General features: G+C 55.3%; 19 protein-coding genes and 1 tRNA gene. 3 read left to right on the top strand and 17 right to left on the bottom strand.

Annotated features, from left to right (window positions below; genetic code table 11):
* Positions 1 to 454: 454 nt before the first annotated feature.
* The 3 genes from C8R21_RS12565 to C8R21_RS12555 form a co-directional block, all read right to left on the bottom strand.
* Positions 455 to 1,453 (bottom strand): hypothetical protein, encoded by a 999-nt coding sequence (locus tag C8R21_RS12565; protein WP_107763008.1) that lies wholly within the window; start codon positions 1,451 to 1,453, stop codon positions 455 to 457.
* Between the two features lie 191 nt (positions 1,454 to 1,644).
* On the bottom strand, positions 1,645 to 1,809 hold the full coding sequence (locus C8R21_RS12560; protein ID WP_219906663.1) for a recombinase family protein: 165 nt from the start codon (positions 1,807 to 1,809) through the stop codon (positions 1,645 to 1,647).
* Between the two features lie 240 nt (positions 1,810 to 2,049).
* A tRNA-Arg gene (locus C8R21_RS12555) sits at positions 2,050 to 2,125 on the bottom strand.
* Between the two features lie 32 nt (positions 2,126 to 2,157).
* Here C8R21_RS12555 and C8R21_RS12550 point away from each other — a divergent pair.
* Both C8R21_RS12550 and C8R21_RS12540 read left to right on the top strand, forming a co-directional pair.
* Complete coding sequence (locus C8R21_RS12550; protein ID WP_107763007.1) at positions 2,158 to 3,414, top strand: MFS transporter; 1,257 nt, start codon at positions 2,158 to 2,160, stop codon at positions 3,412 to 3,414.
* 955 nt (positions 3,415 to 4,369) lie between these two features.
* Positions 4,370 to 4,765, top strand: a complete 396-nt coding sequence (locus tag C8R21_RS12540; protein WP_107763006.1) for a TraR/DksA family transcriptional regulator — start codon at positions 4,370 to 4,372, stop codon at positions 4,763 to 4,765.
* A 41-nt stretch (positions 4,766 to 4,806) separates the two neighbouring features.
* Here C8R21_RS12540 and C8R21_RS12535 read toward each other — a convergent pair whose 3' ends face one another.
* The 7 genes from C8R21_RS12535 to C8R21_RS12505 all read right to left on the bottom strand — a co-directional run bounded on the left by C8R21_RS12535 (position 4,807) and on the right by C8R21_RS12505 (position 12,740).
* Positions 4,807 to 5,442: a Smr/MutS family protein gene (locus C8R21_RS12535; protein WP_107763005.1), complete on the bottom strand. Its 636-nt coding sequence runs from the start codon at positions 5,440 to 5,442 to the stop codon at positions 4,807 to 4,809.
* Positions 5,443 to 5,586: 144 nt separating this feature from the next.
* Positions 5,587 to 6,537 (bottom strand): thioredoxin-disulfide reductase, encoded by a 951-nt coding sequence (trxB, locus tag C8R21_RS12530; protein ID WP_107763004.1) that lies wholly within the window; start codon positions 6,535 to 6,537, stop codon positions 5,587 to 5,589.
* A 36-nt stretch (positions 6,538 to 6,573) separates the two neighbouring features.
* Positions 6,574 to 9,162 (bottom strand): alanine--tRNA ligase, encoded by a 2,589-nt coding sequence (gene alaS, locus C8R21_RS12525; RefSeq protein ID WP_107763003.1) that lies wholly within the window; start codon positions 9,160 to 9,162, stop codon positions 6,574 to 6,576.
* A gap of 6 nt (positions 9,163 to 9,168) precedes the next feature.
* Entirely contained in the window at positions 9,169 to 9,630 is a 462-nt protein-coding gene (locus C8R21_RS12520) for a hypothetical protein (protein ID WP_181258937.1), read from the bottom strand.
* On the bottom strand, positions 9,627 to 10,079 hold the full coding sequence (gene recX, locus C8R21_RS12515) for a recombination regulator RecX (RefSeq protein ID WP_107763002.1): 453 nt from the start codon (positions 10,077 to 10,079) through the stop codon (positions 9,627 to 9,629). The genes C8R21_RS12520 and recX overlap by 4 nt, the downstream gene beginning before the upstream one ends.
* Before the next feature lie 57 nt (positions 10,080 to 10,136).
* Positions 10,137 to 11,156 (bottom strand): recombinase RecA, encoded by a 1,020-nt coding sequence (gene recA, locus C8R21_RS12510; RefSeq protein WP_074975675.1) that lies wholly within the window; start codon positions 11,154 to 11,156, stop codon positions 10,137 to 10,139.
* Between the two features lie 147 nt (positions 11,157 to 11,303).
* Positions 11,304 to 12,740, bottom strand: a complete 1,437-nt coding sequence (locus C8R21_RS12505; protein WP_107763001.1) for a tetratricopeptide repeat-containing S1 family peptidase — start codon at positions 12,738 to 12,740, stop codon at positions 11,304 to 11,306.
* A gap of 152 nt (positions 12,741 to 12,892) precedes the next feature.
* Here C8R21_RS12505 and C8R21_RS12500 point away from each other — a divergent pair, with 152 nt between their 5' ends.
* The gene (locus C8R21_RS12500; protein WP_107763000.1) at positions 12,893 to 13,540 is read left to right on the top strand and encodes a TIGR00645 family protein; all 648 of its coding nucleotides are present in this window, start codon (positions 12,893 to 12,895) and stop codon (positions 13,538 to 13,540) included.
* 11 nt (positions 13,541 to 13,551) lie between these two features.
* On the opposite strand, the gene C8R21_RS12495 is transcribed toward C8R21_RS12500, so the two are convergent.
* From C8R21_RS12495 to C8R21_RS12465, 7 genes are all read right to left on the bottom strand, one after another.
* Positions 13,552 to 14,061, bottom strand: a complete 510-nt coding sequence (locus tag C8R21_RS12495) for a CinA family protein (RefSeq protein WP_107762999.1) — start codon at positions 14,059 to 14,061, stop codon at positions 13,552 to 13,554.
* Positions 14,062 to 14,144: 83 nt separating this feature from the next.
* Positions 14,145 to 14,777, bottom strand: a complete 633-nt coding sequence (locus C8R21_RS12490) for a phosphatidylglycerophosphatase A family protein (protein ID WP_308811395.1) — start codon at positions 14,775 to 14,777, stop codon at positions 14,145 to 14,147.
* Complete coding sequence (thiL, locus tag C8R21_RS12485) at positions 14,758 to 15,744, bottom strand: thiamine-phosphate kinase (protein ID WP_107762998.1); 987 nt, start codon at positions 15,742 to 15,744, stop codon at positions 14,758 to 14,760. Before thiL ends, C8R21_RS12490 begins: the two co-directional genes overlap by 20 nt.
* Positions 15,745 to 15,838: 94 nt before the next feature.
* A complete protein-coding gene (gene nusB, locus C8R21_RS12480; RefSeq protein ID WP_308811394.1) occupies positions 15,839 to 16,384 on the bottom strand; it encodes a transcription antitermination factor NusB in 546 nt (181 codons plus the stop codon).
* Entirely contained in the window at positions 16,368 to 16,850 is a 483-nt protein-coding gene (ribH, locus tag C8R21_RS12475; protein ID WP_074975645.1) for a 6,7-dimethyl-8-ribityllumazine synthase, read from the bottom strand. Before ribH ends, nusB begins: the two co-directional genes overlap by 17 nt.
* A 115-nt stretch (positions 16,851 to 16,965) precedes the next feature.
* Positions 16,966 to 18,099: a bifunctional 3,4-dihydroxy-2-butanone-4-phosphate synthase/GTP cyclohydrolase II gene (ribBA, locus tag C8R21_RS12470; RefSeq protein WP_107762997.1), complete on the bottom strand. Its 1,134-nt coding sequence runs from the start codon at positions 18,097 to 18,099 to the stop codon at positions 16,966 to 16,968.
* Complete coding sequence (locus C8R21_RS12465; RefSeq protein ID WP_107763012.1) at positions 18,096 to 18,719, bottom strand: riboflavin synthase; 624 nt, start codon at positions 18,717 to 18,719, stop codon at positions 18,096 to 18,098. Before C8R21_RS12465 ends, ribBA begins: the two co-directional genes overlap by 4 nt.
* Positions 18,720 to 19,028 lie beyond the last annotated feature (309 nt).

Genomic DNA, 19,028 nt, shown 5'->3' with positions numbered 1-19,028 from the left:
CGAAGCCCTGAAACGACTGGACGGTGGGATGCTTCATCTGCCCGTGCGCAGCAAAGACCGGCCGGATCGGGACCGGCTTGCACAACGGTACGAGCGATTCGTGGCGTCAATTTGAGATAGCTGCATCATATGTTCAGCATCGGCTATTCCATGATGGCTGTTCGAAGGCTGATCGAGGACGGTTCCCATGGTGGTTGGATTAATCACGGATTTCCACTCCCTTTTTCCAACACTGAAACTTCTCAAATATGCTCAAGTCCCCAGGTCGGATGTAACTTCCCGCTAACGACGCAATGCCACCTGTAAAACTAAAGCCCCATCTTGCGGACTTGCTCGTAAACCTTTGTCATCTGCTTTCCTCCAGAGATACTCTTCGTAAATTCATCTGGATTACGGATTATCGGATATTTATAAACGGTAGGCATAAGTCGTCCTGTTCGCATGCGATCTGGCTTCAAACTGCTTCCAGGGAATGAGCGTTTACACTTGCGGTAACGGTGTAGTCGATGCTTCCGGCTGCGCCCTTTTTGATCGATGCTGGTGCTCGCTGAAAGGCCCATATTCCCATGTTGTCATGACGCAGGTTTCGGCTGCTGTTGAAAAATGCCCGAACCATAATGGGACCTGTTGTCGGGCCTGTGATTGAATTTATCCTGACCCTGTAGCTCGGTGTATCCCCATTGGGCCGCCCGGCATCATCTGAATGTATGGAATCGAACACCGGCATTGCGGGATTCAGTGAGCGAGGCATGACTGGCAGCAGCAGATTCGCCAATGAGGAATCGTAGGATAATGTTACGACATCGTTTTCTACGTGCAGACGAAGCGCGTCTACATCATGCCGGACATTGTCAATAAACATGGTGGAAATCTGGAGGAGCCGCACTGACTCGAACGTTCTTGTCTGCATGGGATCCGGTATCACGTCCTGTGTGAATTCAAACGTACCCGTCACATGGAGTATGGTAGCCAGGTCATGCGGCTCTTCCAGGGTCAATAGCCAGGTGAGCGCCATGATCTGATTGGTCTTGCCGCTTTTGAGTGAACGATTTGTGCGGGACGCCGTAATCCTGATCAGCAACCTGCCTGTGCCATTCTGATTGAGTTGGGAAGTATCAATGGCAACGCGCTCCAGTTGGGGATGAAAGAATAGGGTCTTTTTTGGACATGAAGTCGATGTGCCGGAGATTGCCGGGCCGAGGATCAGGCTCTGACCGAACGTCAGCGGCGGTGCAGGATCAGCTCCGGCCTTGAGCCGCAAATAACCGGAAGAGTAGATGACGAGAACCTGGGGGAAACGACTTGTATTGGATACGCATTTCGCAAAGGATAGAAGCTTTGCCATCCCCATGGACCTGCCGTTGACCAGGACTTCGAATGGATCTTCTGGAATGGCGGCTCGCAGCTTTTTTATAACCCACACGCCATCATGAAAAATCTCTGCCTTTTTCAAGGCGTTCTCACCTTCCAAATCCAGTTACAGAGTCCTTGAATTTCGAAGAACACATTAGATTGAGGCAATCGGTACTTGGTGGTTTTCCTTAGGCGCTGCTGCGAAGATCCGGTATATGATGGCTTCCCAACTGTTCAGTTGAACAGCAATAGCAGCTTCGTCATCCTCTCTCCTGCAAGGCGGATTACCTCCTACCTGATTGCGTCGGGGGTTGGTTTTCTTCCGTTGTATTTACCTGCTGCCTTGGCCCTGGCCACACCTTCCCTCTGCCGCTCGAGCATCATTTCCCTCTCAAACTGGGCGATACCTCCCAATACGGTCAACATCAATTTTCCAGTAGGGGTGCTCGTATCCATCCCCAGATTAAGAACCCCTCATGTCATTCCAGGTTTGGTTCTAATCCCTCTGTCTTTGTTTTGTTCCTGCTGGGTTTTTTTCTTGCGCCACCGATTGCTGCCGGGGAAGGGGAGAACTTAAAGCGCTAGACTAAGAGTCTTATAGGGCTCGGCCTGAATCTAGCGGTTACAAAATGGTTACATTTTAGAAATACGATAAGGGCACGAAAACCGCTTAAACGCTGTAACCCCTATAAACACTGGCGCCCTGAACACGAATCGAACGTGTGACCTACCCCTTAGGAGGGGGTCGCTCTATCCACTGAGCTACCAGGGCGGTAACCGAGCATTTTACGCTAATATTCGGGTATGGAAAAACCCGATCAGATAGCGCTGCCCCAGCTACCTGCCCCCCAGAAAAAACTGCCCCGCGCCGTGATCGTTCTCGGCCTGGTGAGTTTCTTCAATGATTTTGCTTCTGATATCGTCATTCCGCTCATTCCGATCCTGCTGGCGACGGTACTGGCAGCGGGACCGATAGTGCTCGGATTGATCGAGGGTGTTGCGGATGCGGTGGCGAGCCTGCTCAAGCTGTGGGCGGGACGGCACTCGGATATCATGAGCGGTCGGCGCAAGGGGCTTGCGGTCGCAGGATATGCGCTTTCGAACATTACCCGTCCAATGCTCGGGCTGGCGGGCTCCTGGCCCTTGATTCTGGTATTGCGCAGCATCGACCGGGTAGGCAAGGGTTTGCGCAGCGCGCCACGTGATGCGCTGGTTGCGGATGCGACGCCTCCGGGAATGCACGGCTACGCCTTCGGGTACCATCGCGCGATGGACAACGGCGGTGCCGTTGCAGGCAGCCTGGCCGCGGCGGCAGTGCTGACATGGTCCGGCTTGAGCCTCACGGAAGTGATCCTCTGGTCCGCGGTACCAGGCTTCATCGCCGTGCTGCTGCTCGGAGTCGGGGTGAAGGAGGATAAGGAAAATAAGAAAGAAGAGGAGGATGCGGCCAGTCATCGTGCAGCTTCTCCTGCCGAGCTTCCACCCTTGCGCTGGTCGCTCTTATCCCTCCCCATGCGGCGCTATCTTCTGGTGCTGATGCTGTTTACGTTTGCCCGCGCCTCGGAAACCTTCATCCTGCTGCTGGGACATGAGTTAGGGGTTGGAACCGTTGAATTACTGCTGCTGTGGTCGGCGCTGAGTCTCTGCAAAGCCGCAACCTCCATCTGGGGTGGCCAACTGGCGGACAGTCTGGGGCGGGGGACGTTGATGCTGATAGGCTGGTCCACGTTTTCACTTTCGTTCCTGATGCTGGGTCAGGTAGCGGGGAGTAGCGGATTATGGGCGGTAAGCATTTTTTACGGTTTATGCGCCGGTATGAGCGAGGGAGCGGAGCGCGCCATTATCAGCGATTATGCGCTGCCGCGGGAACGGGGGACTGCTTTTGGCTGGTATCACCTGATGGTGGGACTCGCGGCAATTCCCGCGGGACTGCTGTTCGGATCGCTCTGGCAGCTTCAGAGTGCGGCCACGGCGTTCTTTTTCGCGGGAGGTCTGGCGGCGGTAGCAGCGGTGCTGTTGCGGATGTGGGCGTTGCCCGCAAGAAAATTGAATGCGGGCTGAAGGGTGAGCTTCGGAGAAGCTCTCAAGCCATTGAACAAGTCAAGTCATACTTTCATCAGCAGGCTGCGCTTTGCTCTACTCACTATACGTTTATTTTGCTTTTCGAATAGAAGTTGTGTTGTCCGGGGCACAGTTCGATTCCTTCGAAAGCCCTACTATGCATCCATTCGACCTTCGACAAGCATGTCCTGAGCAGTGTTCGTCCCCTTTGACGGCTTGTCCTGAACCGTTCGCCCCCTTCGACAGTTTCAGGGCGAACAGGAGACGAAGCGCTCAGGGTGAACGGGAGGCGAAGAATTCAGGACTCAAGGGTAAACGATAGGGAAAAGTTCATGTTAATTGGGATAATGCTCAAGACCTGCAGGAAGAAGAGGCAAGTACAATGCAAAGGGATGAGCGCGGTGCTGCTTACCCTTCTATAATCAATCTATCTATTGCACGTAACATTGCCCTTATTGCGGTGGTGCGGAAACTGAGATGCTTTCGCCAGATTTCGCTTTGCTCCAGGCTCTAAAAAATTGGAGATACTTATGAAAACAGGGAAAATAATTACGGCGCTCATGGCGCTGGCTTGGTTTTTTTGAATCATGTGGCAAATACAGAGCCATCCGCTACACTGAAATACTTTTCTGATCGATCCGCAGGGCAGGATCGCAAAAATCTATTTATCCGCAAGCCCTTCACGCAATCCTGTTGAGGTGATCGAGGATTTGAAAAGGGCGAACGGTCTCTGAATTTTGAATTTCCAGCCTGGAAATTTGATGGAAAATCGTGGTTTTCCGATTGTGGGAAAGACGTGAGGGGCGGGGTTTGCTCTTTCGTTCAAACCTGGATGACTGGTTTCCCCTGCCTCGGGTGCAAACATCTGCACTGTGGATTCGCTTGACTGGGGCATTTGCTTTCCTCTTCCCAGAGGGTTTGTCAGCCGGCAATCTCGATCATAAAGGAATTTATCATGGCACAATTTACTGAAGAGCAATTGGCGCAGTTGAAGGAAGTTCTGCAACAGCGCTATCTGCAACTGCGGGAAGAGGTCCGGGATGAACTGGAGAGTTCGGACAACCAGCACTATGCCGATCTGGCGGGCAGTGTCCCTGATCCGGGTGATGCTTCGGTAGCGGATATGCTGGTGGACGTGGATGCCAACCTCGTGGATCGCCAGGTGAACGAGATGCGCGAGGTGGAAGCGGCGCTAAAACGCCTGGCGGAGCTGGATTACGGCGATTGTATCGACTGTGGGGGCGAAATAGGGTTCGAGCGACTCATGGCTTATCCCACTGCGCAACGTTGTGTACGCTGCCAGGAAGTGCATGAGAAGACTTACATGCACGAGAACAAGCCCACCCTTTAAGCAAGTCGCTTTAAGCAGCGTCCCTGGATATCCTTCATATTTCATTGGGTTATTGACTGACTGCCCGAGGATGTTCTGAGCAGCACGAGCACAGCGCCGCTGCCGCCCTCCGCCGGACTTGCCTGGCAGAAAGCCAGCACATCCTCCCGTTGCGAGAGCCAGCCGCCAATCCGGGTTTTCAGGACGGGCTCCCGATTCTGCGATCCGAACCCCTTGCCGTGTATCACTCGCAGGCAGCGCTTGTCGCTTTCGCCGCTCGCATCCATGAACGCCGCCAGCGCGAGCCTTGCTTCCTCCCGCGTAAGCCCGTGCAGATCAAGTTGTGCCTCTATTTTCCAATAGCCTCGCCGCAGCCGGCGCAAAGTCTGGCGCGAGACGCCGGGGCGCAAAAAAGCCCATTCATCACCTGGTTCCATCGGGCGGATATCGTCCGATAGCGCGTCATGGGCAGTAGAGCGAGCGGGTTGAAACTGAAGGGGTATGGGTGGGGGATGGCTGGCCGAAAGGATGACTTTATCGGTTGAGGCGAGGGGCGCGACATCGCGCATGGCGTCACGAAACAGGGCAGCATCATTATCCCCGATGGATGCAGCGGTTCCCTCCCGCTTATCGCCCTCGGCAGCAGTTTCTGCCCACGGAGTGGTATGGATGCCAGGTTTTCTTTCCCGCCGTCTCATCTCGGTCCTGCGCAATTCCCCTCGGGTCAATTTCCCTCGGCGCCATGGATAACTTCAGATATCGATCGCGCCCCGGAAGACTCCAAAGCAGGCGTGAGCCGGCAGATTATGCGGAAGTCCTGCTTCTGATTGCCGCTCGCCGCCTCAGGTCAAAACATCCAGGTATTTTTCGGCATCCAGCGCAGCCATGCAGCCAGTTCCCGCGCTGGTTACCGCCTGCCGGTAGATGTGATCCTGTACGTCGCCCGCCGCAAAAACGCCGGGAATGCTGGTGGCCGTCGCATTGCCATGTGTTCCCGCCTGCGTCATGATGTAACCGTTTTCCATTTTTAGCTGGCCCTGAAAAATATCGGTGTTCGGCTTGTGACCAATCGCGATGAACACGCCCTGCAAGTCAACCGTTTTGGTCGAATCATCCAGAACGTTCTTTATGCGCATTCCCGTAACACCGCCCTCGTCGCCAAGCACTTCATCGAGCACGTAGTGAAGCTCCAGCTTGATGTTGCCATTTTTTACCTTGTCCATCAGCTTGTCTATCAGGATTTTTTCGGAACGGAATTTATCGCGCCGGTGAACGACAGTGACGCTGCGGGCAATATTGGAAAGATAGAGGGCCTCTTCTACCGCTGTGTTGCCGCCCCCTATCACGGCCACGTCCTGTGCCTTGTAGAAAAAGCCGTCACAGGTGGCGCAGGCCGAAACCCCCCTGCCCATGTACGCTTCCTCGGATGGCATACCCAGGTAGCGCGCAGAAGCGCCGGTGGCAATAATCAGCGCATCGCACGTGTAGGCACCCTGATCACCAATCAGGGTAAAAGGCTTTTCCGTGAGCCGCGCTGTATGTATGTGATCGAAAATGATCTCGGTATCAAAACGTTCCGCATGCTTCTGAAAGCGTTCCATCAGTTCCGGGCCTTGCACGCCCATCGCATCCGCAGGCCAATTGTCCACATCCGTTGTGGTCATGAGCTGACCTCCCTGTGCCAGACCGGTAATGAGCATGGGCTTGAGGTTGGCGCGGGCGGCATAGACCGCGGCGGTATAACCGGCAGGACCGGAACCGAGAATGAGAAGGCGTGCGTGTTTACTGGTCATTCCTGATCAAATTATTAGGGTTATTAAGAGACTTGCTTATAGATGCTGCTCGACCCAGCCGGTGACGCTTTCCAGGGCAGCGGGGAGGTTATCGGGCTCGGTTCCGCCTGCCTGCGCCAGATCGGCACGGCCCCCCCCCTTGCCGCCCACCTGCTGGGCTACAAAATTAACGAGTTCACCTGCCTTGAGCCTTGCTGTCAGGTCGCTGGTTACGCCTGCGATCAGCTTGACTTTCCCATCTTCAACGGCAGCCAGCACTGTCACGCAGGATTTGAATTTATTCTTGAAATTGTCCGCTGCTTCACGCAGCGTTTTCGGGTCTGCCTCTTCAAGACACACCGCCAGTACTTTCACACCTTTTATCTCACGAACCCGGTCCGCAACATCGTCACCTTGTGAACTGGCCAGCTTCGATTTCATGCGCCCCAGCTCTCTTTCCAGATGTTTCACGTTATCGAGAATCTGGGTGATGCGGGCAGCAACGTCCTGTGGTTGCGCTTTAACCGCCTCAGCAACGCGCTGCAATTGCAGTTCCTGCTCCTGGATGTAAGTGAGCGCTCGCTCTCCGGTCACCGCTTCCACACGCCGTACTCCGGCGGCCACTCCGGATTCGGCCACGATCTTGAAGAGACCGATGTCGCCTGTGCGCTTGACATGGGTGCCACCGCACAATTCGCGCGAAGTACCGATATCCAGCACACGCACTTCATCGCCATATTTCTCGCCGAACAGCATCATGGCGCCCGATTTCTTTGCATCCTCGATTCCCATCATGCGCGCTTCGGTTGCAGCATTGGCAAGAATTTCGGCATTCACCAGCATTTCCACCTTGCGGATTTCCGCGTCCGTCACGGGCTGGTTATGCGCAAAATCAAAGCGCGTTTTATTCGCATCGACCAGGGAGCCTTTTTGCTGGACATGGTGACCCAATACTTCGCGCAACGCCTTGTGCATAAGATGAGTGACCGAATGATTGCGTTCCGTTCGCGCCCGTGCGATGCGATCGACTTCCGCCAGCACGATATCGCCTGTTGCTAGCCGTCCGCTGCGCAGCAATCCCTTATGACCGAACACATCCGCCTGGATTTTCTGGGTGTCAGCAACGGCAAAGGTGCCGTTGGAAGCGAGCAGTTCACCGCTATCCCCTGCCTGGCCGCCAGATTCGGCGTAGAAAGGGGTTTTATCAAGCACGATCACCGCCTCATCGCCCGCCTCGATAAACTCGACCCGGCTGCCCTCCTTATAGATAGCAAGAACCTGTCCTTCCTGTTGCAGGCTTTCGTATCCATGGAACGTCGTCGAGGGACCACTATAAGCAATGGCTTCCTGCATGATGAATTTACTGGTGGTGCGTGCGCGCTCGCGCTGGCGCTCCATTGCCTGGTCAAACCCGGCCTCGTCTATGGCAATCCCGCGTTCGCGCCCAATATCGGCGGTAAGATCCAACGGAAAGCCGAAGGTATCGTAGAGACGGAACAGGGTTTCGCCATCCAGCATCCTGCCGCCACGCCGCAGCGCAGCTTCCAGCACCTGCATGCCGTTTTCCAGTGTTTCGGCAAAGCGCTCCTCTTCCTGCTTCAGTACCGCCGCCACCCGCGTCTTTGCCTCCATCAGTTCCGGATAGGCCTGCCCCATGACGCTCACCAGGTCTTCCACCAGCAGGTGGAAGAAAGGCTGTTTTTGTCCGAGCTTGTAACCGTGGCGAATAGCGCGCCGGATAATGCGCCGCAGGACATAGCCGCGACCTTCATTGCCTGGAATCACGCCATCGGCAATAAGAAAAGAACAGGCCCGGATATGGTCGGCGATGACATTGAGCGAACTGCTGGACAAATCGGTTGTGCTGGTCGCTCGTGCCGCAGCCTTGATCAATTCCTGAAACAGGTCGATTTCGTAGTTGCTGTGAACCTGTTGCATCACTGCGGAGATACGCTCCAGGCCCATGCCGGTATCGACCGAGGGGCGCGGCAGGGGATGCAAGGTGCCTGCGCTGTCGCGGTTGTATTGCATGAACACCAGATTCCAGATTTCCACGTAGCGGTCGCCGTCGGCATCCGGTGTTCCAGGCGGCCCGCCGGGGATTTCCGGACCATGGTCGTAAAAAATCTCGGAACAGGGGCCGCAGGGCCCGGTGTCGCCCATCTGCCAGAAGTTGTCCTGAGTAGCGATGCGGGTAAAACGGGAAGAATCAATGCCCACCTCATTCAGCCAGATATCGGCGGCCTCGTCATCCTCGGCATAAACCGTAATCCATAATCTCTCCTGGGGAATTTTCAGGATATCGGTGAGAAACTCCCAGGCGAACCTGATGGCGTTGCGCTTGAAATAGTCTCCAAAGCTGAAGTTGCCAAGCATCTCGAAGAATGTGTGATGGCGCGCGGTATAGCCCACATTCTCCAGATCATTGTGCTTGCCGCCCGCGCGCACGCAGCGCTGTGCACTTGCCGCGCGCACGTAGGGACGTTTGTCCTGGCCGAGAAATACATCCTTGAACTGTACCATGCCGGCATTGGTGAACAGCAATGTCGGATCGTTGCCGGGCACGAGGGGGCTGGATGCGACGATCGTATGACCGTGCACCTCAAAGAATTCAAGAAATTTTTGCCGTACTTCGCTGCTTTTCATCTCGCTTCATTTAATCAGACGGGACAGATTGCTTGCTGCCTGGCTTACTGTCTGGTTTATCCAATCCTTGATGGCCCATTCATGCCTCTCTATTTCCGTTATGGTCGTTCCCAGAGGTTCGCCGTTAATGATTGCAAGATTTTGGACCTTCACCTTGACGCTCAGTTCTTGGCCGCTTTTCGGCAAATCGTGATCAGTGAGGATAGCGATTTCCCCGCTGTCGTCTTTCAATACAAAAGACTTCATATCGATCAGCGGGATCCGCGTCAACTCCGTTACCACGCCATGCAGCGCGACCTCCTTCCCGTCAAAATTTGCAGGGGAGGTAGTGACTGCGTTGATGGGTGTAGCGCGAAGACGGTCACAACTGCCGAGCAAAATCCCGAGAGCAGCCACGAGGAACACAGCCTGTAGAAATTGAGCCGTGCGCCGGGACAAACGAGACAATTGAGGCAAGCGATTTTTCAACCTTCTTCCTTATCGGGGTGCTGCAACACCCGGCGCACCACTTCCGGCCTGAATCCGCGCCCCAACAGAAACCGTGTCTGCCTGCCGAAGGCTTTCGCATCCGCAGGCATTGCACCAAACTTTTTCCGCCATACTTCGTACGCGCTGCGCTGCTCGGCTTCCCTGAGATCAGGCAGGACTGCAGTGATCAAATTCTCTTCGATGCCTTTTTCGCGCAACTCCTGCACGATTCGCAAACTGCCAAACCTGGCCTTGCGCATGTGCATTATCTGCTCGACCAGGCGAGCCGCCGACAGAAATCCGCGCTGCTCAAGGCCATCCAGTACAGAGGAAAGTTCTTCCGGAGTTTCGGCATGAGGCGCAAGCTTTTTTTCCAGTTCCAGCCGCGAATGTTCACGCCGGGCCAGATAACCCAACGCACGGGTTTTGAGGCTCACCGCGCGCGTCATGGCACCTTCGGGAATCTGCTTTCGGGATCTAAAAAGCTACACCGCCGCTTGCCACACTCATTCCACGGGTGCAGGTTCGGCCGGGTTGGAAACTCCGACAGCCGCCCGGATTTTCGACTCGATCTCCATGGCAATGTCGTGATGCTCTTTCAGATACTCGCGCGCGTTATCCTTGCCCTGGCCTATCTTGTCTCCCTTGTAGGCATACCAGGCGCCGGATTTATCAATCAGCTTGTGCTGCACGCCCAGTTCGACAATTTCGCCCTCGCGCGAAATGCCTTCTCCGTAGAGAATATCGAATTCCGCCTGCCTGAAGGGGGGCGCCACCTTGTTCTTGACCACCTTCACCCGGGTTTCGCTGCCAATCACCTCTTCGCCCTTCTTGATGGCACCGGTGCGGCGGATATCGAGACGCACGGATGCATAGAATTTCAGCGCATTGCCTCCGGTCGTGGTTTCGGGGCTGCCGAACATGACACCGATTTTCATGCGTATCTGATTGATGAAAATCACCATGGTATTGCTGCGCTTGATGTTACCGGTGAGCTTGCGCAACGCCTGCGACATCAGCCGGGCGTGAAGGCCCATTTGCGGCTCGCCCATCTCACCTTCGATTTCCGCCCGCGGGGTGAGGGCCGCGACGGAATCCACAACCACCACATCGATCGAGCCGGAGCGCACCAGCATGTCGGCTATTTCCAGCGCCTGCTCACCGTTGTCCGGCTGTGAGATCAGCAAGTCCTGAACATTGACGCCGAGTTTTTGCGCGTATTGCGAATCCAGCGCGTGTTCCGCATCGATGAATGCCGCTGTGCCGCCCATTTTTTGCATCTCCGCGATTACTTGCAGAGTGAGTGTCGTCTTGCCCGAGGATTCCGGTCCATAGATTTCCACAATCCGCCCGCGTGGCAGGCCACCCACTCCCAGCGCAATATCCAGACCCAGCGAACCGGTGGAGATGACCTGCACGTCCTTGCCGACATCGCTTGCCCCCAGTCGCATGATCGAGCCTTTGCCGAACTGCTTTTCGATCTGGGAAAGCGCCGCCGCCAATGCCTTGCTTCTGTTTTCGTCCATGAAATTTTTTCCTTTGAAGATGGGTCAATTATCGCATACGTGACCCCTGCGGGAAAGCAGGGGAAAAATGACAACGTGTTCAGCGGACACCTGTTTTATCCGTGCCGGAAACATTCTTCTCCTCCAATGAACATTCGCCGGGGATCTTCATGGCAGGATATAAGTGTTGAAATACCGTTCGGCCTTGGACGGGTCCAGCTTGCGCAGCGTCTGGTAGATCTCGCGTATCCTGTCGCGCTCATCCAGAATGGCATAGTCCACCCCAAGGTTGTACCAGGCATCCGCATTCTCCGGCTGGAGCACCACTGTTTTCCGGTATGCCTCAACCGCCTCGCCGTGCAGTTTCAACTCGTCATAGGTCACTCCCAGCTTGTACCAGGCCCTGAAATTTTCCGGGTCAATCCGGAGGGCGTGCCGGTAGGCATGAATTGTGTGCGCATATTTTTTGAGGTTATGGTAAGTATTGCCCAGATCGTACCAGGCCTCGCCATTATCGGGATCCATCCGAAGCGCATCCTCGTAGGCCTGGCTTGCGTTCTCGTAGTCTTTGAGATTCGCGTAGGCCGCTCCGAGTTTATGCCACGCATCAGCATAGCCGGCATGGTGACGAATGGCTTCCCGGTATGCGTTGACCGCTTGGGAATATTGCTTGAGATTGCAGGAAGCAATCCCCACGTTAAACCAGGCAGCCGCATTCGACGGGTCGCGCCTGGTCTCCTGCTGCGAGAGTTTCAACAACCTGCGCCAGTCGCCCTTCTTTTCCAGCGCCAGCGTTTGATTGAGCCAGGCGAGGCCCTGCCTTGGGTCCGCGGACTTTGGGTCCATCGACCCGGGGATGTGTGTCATTTCCGGGGGACTGCCAAGCCAATCCGACGGCAGTACGAAAGCAAGCGATTCACCTTCTACACGTTGCGGCGAGAGAATTCCGATCAGGCGGCCTTGTTCGTCGAATAGTCCCCCACCGCTGAAACCCAGCAGGAGGGGTGCCGAAATTCTCATGTAACGGGACCCTGCATAGGGGCGCATTGCCGCCACCGCGCCTTCGGCCAGGATCGGGTCACGTCGGTGTTCCTCCTGCAATCCAGGGACTTTGCTCCCATCGCACATCGGGCAGATCCTGTCTCGCCCATTCCTTCTTTCCTCGCTGCTGTTTCCTTTCAACTTGCCGCCGAGCCTCGCGTGAGGCAGACCGATTGCATTTACCGGTTGTCCCACCCTGAGCTTTTCTGCGCTGCCTAAAGCAAGCGATGGAGCGTGCATACCAGCAACATGGAGGCGACAAAGATTGAGATGTGTCTGGGGCGGCGCCGCCGTGGCCTTGAATACCCTTCCCGACCAGCGCACCCGTGCGCTTTCTGCCTGCCGGGTGACATCGCAAGTAGTGATTACCTGATCCGCGCCCAGCGCCACCCCACTGCCCTGAGCAGCCAGCTCACCCTGTGCATTCAACATATCAACCGACACGATGCGGCCCCTTTCCTCCGTAAAAACCTGCTCCGGAGTTTTCGCGCTGACATGTGGCAAGAGCGGCAAAAACGAGGCCGACACAAGAGCCACCAGCGCGAGGGGAGAAATCGCGGTCATGTTCGTATTCTTCTCTTATTCGGGAGGGGCATCGGCAGATCATAGTACATAGTACGTCGATGGACTGTCGAAACCACATGAACGATGTGCGCAACGAAACAGCCGGCGTGTAAAATAGCAGGTATTTTTCACCGCAAAATCCACAGAATTGAATGAAAATCAACGAGGACTCTAACGATACCAACGACACCCCTCCAACCGTCTACCTCGGGAGGTCAAGGAAGATCCAGCCGCTGGCATATTTCATATTTACCACACGCTGGCTGCAATTGCCCCTGTACCTTGGGCTGATTCTTGCGCAATGCGTCTACGTCTATCACTTCTGGGTGGAATTACTTGACCTGATCGGAGCAGTGATGGGTAACAAGGAGGCGCTGGAGCACACCCTGGATGCAGTCTCGATCGAGGGCGCCGCTCCTCCCAGGAAGATCGGGGAAACGACGATCATGCTGGTCGTACTGGGTCTGATCGACGTGGTGATGATCTCCAACCTACTCATCATGGTGATCATCGGAGGTTATGAGACTTTTGTCTCCCGTATGAATCTGGAAGGACACCCCGATCAGCCGGAGTGGTTATCCCATGTCAACGCAACAGTGCTGAAAGTCAAGCTCTCCACTGCTATTATCGGCATCTCTTCCATTCATCTGTTGAAGACATTCATCAATGCCAATGCATATGACGAGAAAACGATCCTGGCCCAGACCGGAATCCACATAGTTTTCCTGTTGTCCGCAATTGCAATCGCCTATAGTGACCGGCTGATGTCCCGTCATGGCGCGCATGAGAGCGATCATTGAGCGACAGAGAGTCATGCGACGGTGGGCGGGATACTGTGTAGCAGATCGATCAGGCCTTGTAGCGCTCCCGACACGGATTGGCGCCTTATCTCCTCGCGACTGCCGCTGAAATATCGCGTTTCGGCGAGCGCCATTCCCTCTTTCATTATCCAGGCAAAGCATACCATTCCGACCGGCTTTTCCTCGATACCACCATCCGGTCCGGCAATACCGGTTACTGACACTGCCACCTGGGCATGACTGCGTGCAATCGCACCCGCGGCCATTTCGGAGGCTGTCTGTTCCGATACCGAACCGTACTGTTCGAGGGTGGCGTTACTCACGCCCAGCATTTCCTGTTTCGAAGCCGTAGCATAGGTAATGAAGCCGCGCTCATACCAGCCGGAACTCCCGGCGACTGAAGTAATGACCTGTCCCAGCCACCCGCCGGTACAGGATTCGGCCGTGACGAGCATCAATTCCTGCTGGGCAAGCGCTGTTCCAACCCGCATCGCCAGATCCTGAAGCATCATATCATCCATGTCGGTTGCTCCTCCTGAAATCCATTTCCCCGATACTTGCTAGAAAAATGCCCGCATCTGCGGCGCCTATTGGAACGTATTGGCTAACCGGTCACATAAGCCTTCCAGAAGGCCAGACACAAAAGCGTGAAGAAAGCCGCCAGCAGGTCGTCGAACATCACACCAAATCCGCCATGCAGTTTTTTTTCGTAGTAACGGATAGGTGCCGGTTTGATTATATCGAACAAGCGAAACAGCAGAAATGCGAATGCCTGCCACATCAGGCCCTTGGGTGTAAAGAACAGCACCAGCAGGAAAGCGGTGACCTCATCCCAGACGATACCGCCGTGATCGGGATTCCTCAGTGCCCGGCCTGTCACCCCGCAAGCCCAGATGCCGACACCAAACGCGGCAACAAGAAACAGGAGAAAACCGAAGGAATCGAAAATATATTCGAGTGCCCAGAACAGGGGGAACGCGATCAGGGTACCGGCTGTGCCGGGTGCCACGGGACTCAATCCGGCCCCTCCGGCGAAGGCGATGAAATGTGCCACGCTGCTGCGAATGAATGTCTTGTCAGGTATCGGCCGTTCGATCCAGAGGGAAGGCAGGAGCGGAAGAGCCTCTCGTCGGGCTTCATTCCCCTTGTCGATAGAAGGGGCGGGCGTGGATTCCACCTCGACAGGGTTGCGGTCAGGCGAATTATCGCTCCGGTTGTCAGACTTGGAAATGGTCATAGCCTTTGACTCTCGTAGTGACTGTTCTGCCTGCGGAATCGAGCACGACCAAGCCTGCTCCCTCCTCGATGCTACCAATACGTGTTAACGGAATGCCTTCCTCGCGCGAAAGCAGTTCCACATTTGTTCGCTCCGACTTCGGCACGGTAAAGCACAACTCATAATCGTCTCCTCCCGCAAGCAGGCATTCTATCGCCAAAGGGTGGGGAAAATGTTTCTCCATCGCCGACGAACGCAGCATCTGATCGATTCTGACAACAGCCGCCACTCTTGAACACCCCAGAATATGTCCGAGGTCGGCCAGCAGACCGTCTGAAATATCGATGGCGCTATGGGCAAGGCCGATCAGGCGCTGTCCCAACTCCACGCGGGGAATGGGCATCTCAAGCGCGGCCATAAGGACTTCCACTTCCGCGGTTTCCACTTCGCTCGGTTCCGGCATGATCTTTTTTTTTCGGTAAGCAAGCGCGAGAGCGGCCTCCCCGAGGTAGCCCGAAACCCAGATATCATCACCCGCCCTGGCACCGCTGCGGCGCAAGGCTTTTCCTTCCGGCGCTTCGCCAATGATCGTCACGCAGATATTCAGGGGACCGTTGGTGGTATCGCCACCGATCAGGTCCACCTGATGGACATGAGCAAGTGCGAAAAACCCGTCAGCAAACGCTCGCAGCCATGACTCATCCTTTTGTACTACTGATTCTGGCAGCGCCAGCGAAAGGGTTGCCCAACGGGGACGGGCACCCATTGCCGCCATATCGGAAAGATTCACTGCCAGAGATTTGTGGCCGAGCTTGTACGGATCCACATCTTCGAAAAAATGACGCCCGGAAACCAGCATGTCGGTCGAAATTGCCAGTTCCATCCCGGGTGCAGGCCTGATGAGCGCTGCATCGTCCCCTATACCCAACACCGTGGCGGGAGCGGAGCGGGTGAAAAAAGACCGGATGATGTCAAATTCCGACAACACTTAATACAATACTTCGTCAACAGGATCAATTCATGTCGTCACTTCATGCCAGAAGCGGCGGAAACGGTCGAGCAGTTCCGGGTACGTCCCGCAGTCAAAGTTTTGCCCTGATCTCGACCGCTCTCAGTTTTGCCGCCAATTTATCGAGCACGCCATTGACATATTTATGGCCATGCGTGCCGCCGTAGGCTTTGGCCAGTTCAACCGCTTCATTGATGACTGCCCGATACGGTATTTCCGGATGTCGCTCCAGCTCATAGGTACCGAGCAGTAATATCGAAATCTCCACCGGACTGAGTTCGTTGAATGGGCGATCGAGACAGGGCTGGATTTCCTTCTCGAGCTCGGGTGCTTCCGTCAACACGCCATGGAGCAGACGGGAGAAATATTCCTCGTCCGTTTTCGGGAATTCCTCCGTATCCCGTAGCTGCGCTTCGATGGTACCGGCGCTTCCACCCGCTACGCACCACTGATACAACCCCTGCAAAGCCAGTTCACGCGCCAGCCGCCGGCGGCTTTTTCGCGCAGTACCCGTTCCCCGTCTCTCCGCCCGTTTCACTTCCCGCTTCCCACCTGATTCTGCATCGCGTTCTGCTTCTTTTGCCACCCATGGCTCCAGTGTTTCATTGCTCCATTTCATCGAGCGTTCTTTGCAGGTTAGCCATCTCAATCGCGACCCGCGCAGCTTCAGCACCCTTCTGGCTCATGCGCGTCAGCGCCTGGTCGTCGGTATCGGTCGTGAGTATGCCATTGGCGATGGGAATCCCCGTATCCAGTTGCACCGTGGCAACTCCTTTGGTGGATTGCTCGGAAACGACTTCGAAATGGTACGTCTCTCCGCGTATGACTGCGCCCAGAGCGATCAGCGTATCGAACTGGTCAGTCAAGGCCATCTTTTGCAACGCCAAAGGGATTTCAAGCGCCCCCGGAACCGAAACCAGAACGACATTCCCTGCGTCGACACCCTGTTTCATCAGTTCCTCCACGCATGCGCCCAGCAATCCCTCGCCTACCTCGATATTAAAGCGGCTCATGACAATGCCAATGCTGAGATCTTCACCGTCGAGATTGGGTTCGAGCTCAAGAATATTTTCGTATCGTGCCATGTTCGCTCCTGTAACAAGATCTGATTGCAAAGGTTGGAGAAACGTTTGATGTATCAGCCTGCCGCCTCTTATCTATTAGCGGATGGCAGGTTTAAGTTGCGGGTTCAAAAAATTATCAACGAACCGCCTGGCGACCTTTCGTCAGCCGGCTTTTATCTTCCGGCTCCAGATAGCCGGTGACTTCAAGTCCGAAGCCCGTCATGCTCGGCATTTTTCGGGGAACGGCCAGTAAGCGCATCTTCCTCACGTTGAGATCCTTGAGGATCTGCGCGCCAATGCCATAATTACGCAGGTCAGCCTTAGCCGCCGGACGGTGCGGCAGTTTTGCTGGTAACACCCTTTCCATCAGCTCCGATCTGCTTTCCCTGCGATGAAGCAGTACGATAACACCGCGTTCCGCGTCGCTGATGATGCGCAGGGCCTCGTTCAGATTCCAGGAGTGGGTATCATCCTCCAGATCGAGAAGGTCCATGGCCGAAAGCGGCTCATGCACTCTTACCAAGGTTTCATCGTCGGGATCGATCGCTCCCTTTACCAGCGCCAGGTGGACCGTATTGGCGGTTTTGTCCAGGTAGGCAACGAGCTGGAATCTCCCGTGCGCTGTCTGGATGGGACGTTCTACAATGCGTTCTACCAGGCTTTCCGTACGGCTGCGATAATGGATGAGGTCGGCAATAGCGCCGATCCTGAGTTGATGCTTTGCCGCAAACTCGACCAGGTCGGGGAGACGCGCCATGCTCCCGTCTTCATTCAGTATTTCGCAGATGACGGAGGCGGGGGTGAGTCCCGCCAGATGCGCCAGATCGCAACCGGCTTCTGTGTGGCCGGCGCGCACGAGCACGCCGCCGTTTTGCGCCATGAGCGGAAAAATATGTCCCGGCTGGACGAGGTCATCCGGTTTTGCATCCCGATTCACGGCAGCCTGTACCGTGCGGGCGCGGTCGGCGGCGGAAATTCCGGTGGTCACGCCGGTCGCGGCTTCGATGGAAACCGTGAAATTGGTGCCTAGCGGAGACCGGTTAGCCGCCACCATCAAGGGCAGATTGAGCTGGCGGCAGCGTTCCTCCATCAGCGTCAGGCAGATCAGGCCGCGCCCGTACGTTGCCATGAAATTGATGGCTGCCGGTGTAATGAAATCTGCTGCCAGAATCAGGTCTCCCTCGTTTTCGCGGTTTTCCTCGTCGACGAGAATGACCATGCGGCCGGTCTTGATGTCCGCAATGATTTCCTGAACTGAACTGATGATCATGTCTGAATCGAGCGCTCGCTCCTGCGCTTGTCGTCCATTACCAGCAGGCGCTCCACGTAGCGTGCGAGCATATCCACTTCTACATTTACCCTGGCACCCGCTTCCAATCCTTTCAGCGTCGTTTCAGCCAGTGTATGGGGAATGAGGTTGATCTCCAATTCGTTATCCTCTACCCGGTTAACGGTCAAGCTCACGCCGTTCACCGTAATCGAACCTTTTTTGGCGACATATTTCAGCAGCGAATCCGGCAACCGGATCGCAAGCAGGCAGCTTTCGCCCAGAGACTGAAACTCTCTCACCTCTCCAACTCCGTCGACATGACCGCTGACGAGGTGGCCACCCAGCCTGTCGGACAGGCGCAGCGATTTTTCGAGATTAACCTTTCCACCCGGTTTATCCAGTCCTTGCGTGCACTGCAATGTTTCGCGTGAGACGTCTACAGATAACAGGTTGTCCGCCAGCGCGATAACGGTGAGGCATACACCATTTACCGCGATGCTGTCGCCGACTTTTGTGTCTGCCAGAGACAGCTTGCCTGGCGCAATGCGCAAGCTTAAGCCATTTTCCTGCGGGCTGGCCGTTTTGATCTCGCCGACAGCTTCGACAATTCCTGTGAACATCGGGTCTTTCCTGCTTTCAAATATCCATATCGATATTGTCCCCTTTTCCCTTTTCCAGGACCATGCGGCAATTTGCCGCATGGTCCTGCATGGCAATATACGCTAATGTTCGGGGATAATATAGCGAAGCCTTGGAGAAGCCTCTAGAGAAGCCCATGGGAGTTACTATTAATTCGGCGAGCAAACAGTACAAACGTCATATCGGCGAAAACCGGTATCCAGTGACATTCAAAGTACCCCATTATTGGTTTGGGCTGGATTCCGGGCCAGGCCCGGAATGACGAGATTCATAGTATTTTTTCTGGCCGG

Origin of the sequence: Nitrosospira multiformis (assembly GCF_003050865.1) — a bacterium.
In the GTDB taxonomy this organism is placed as follows: Bacteria; Pseudomonadota; Gammaproteobacteria; order Burkholderiales; family Nitrosomonadaceae; genus Nitrosospira; species Nitrosospira multiformis_E.
This window is presented reverse-complemented; position numbering and strand designations above follow the sequence as displayed.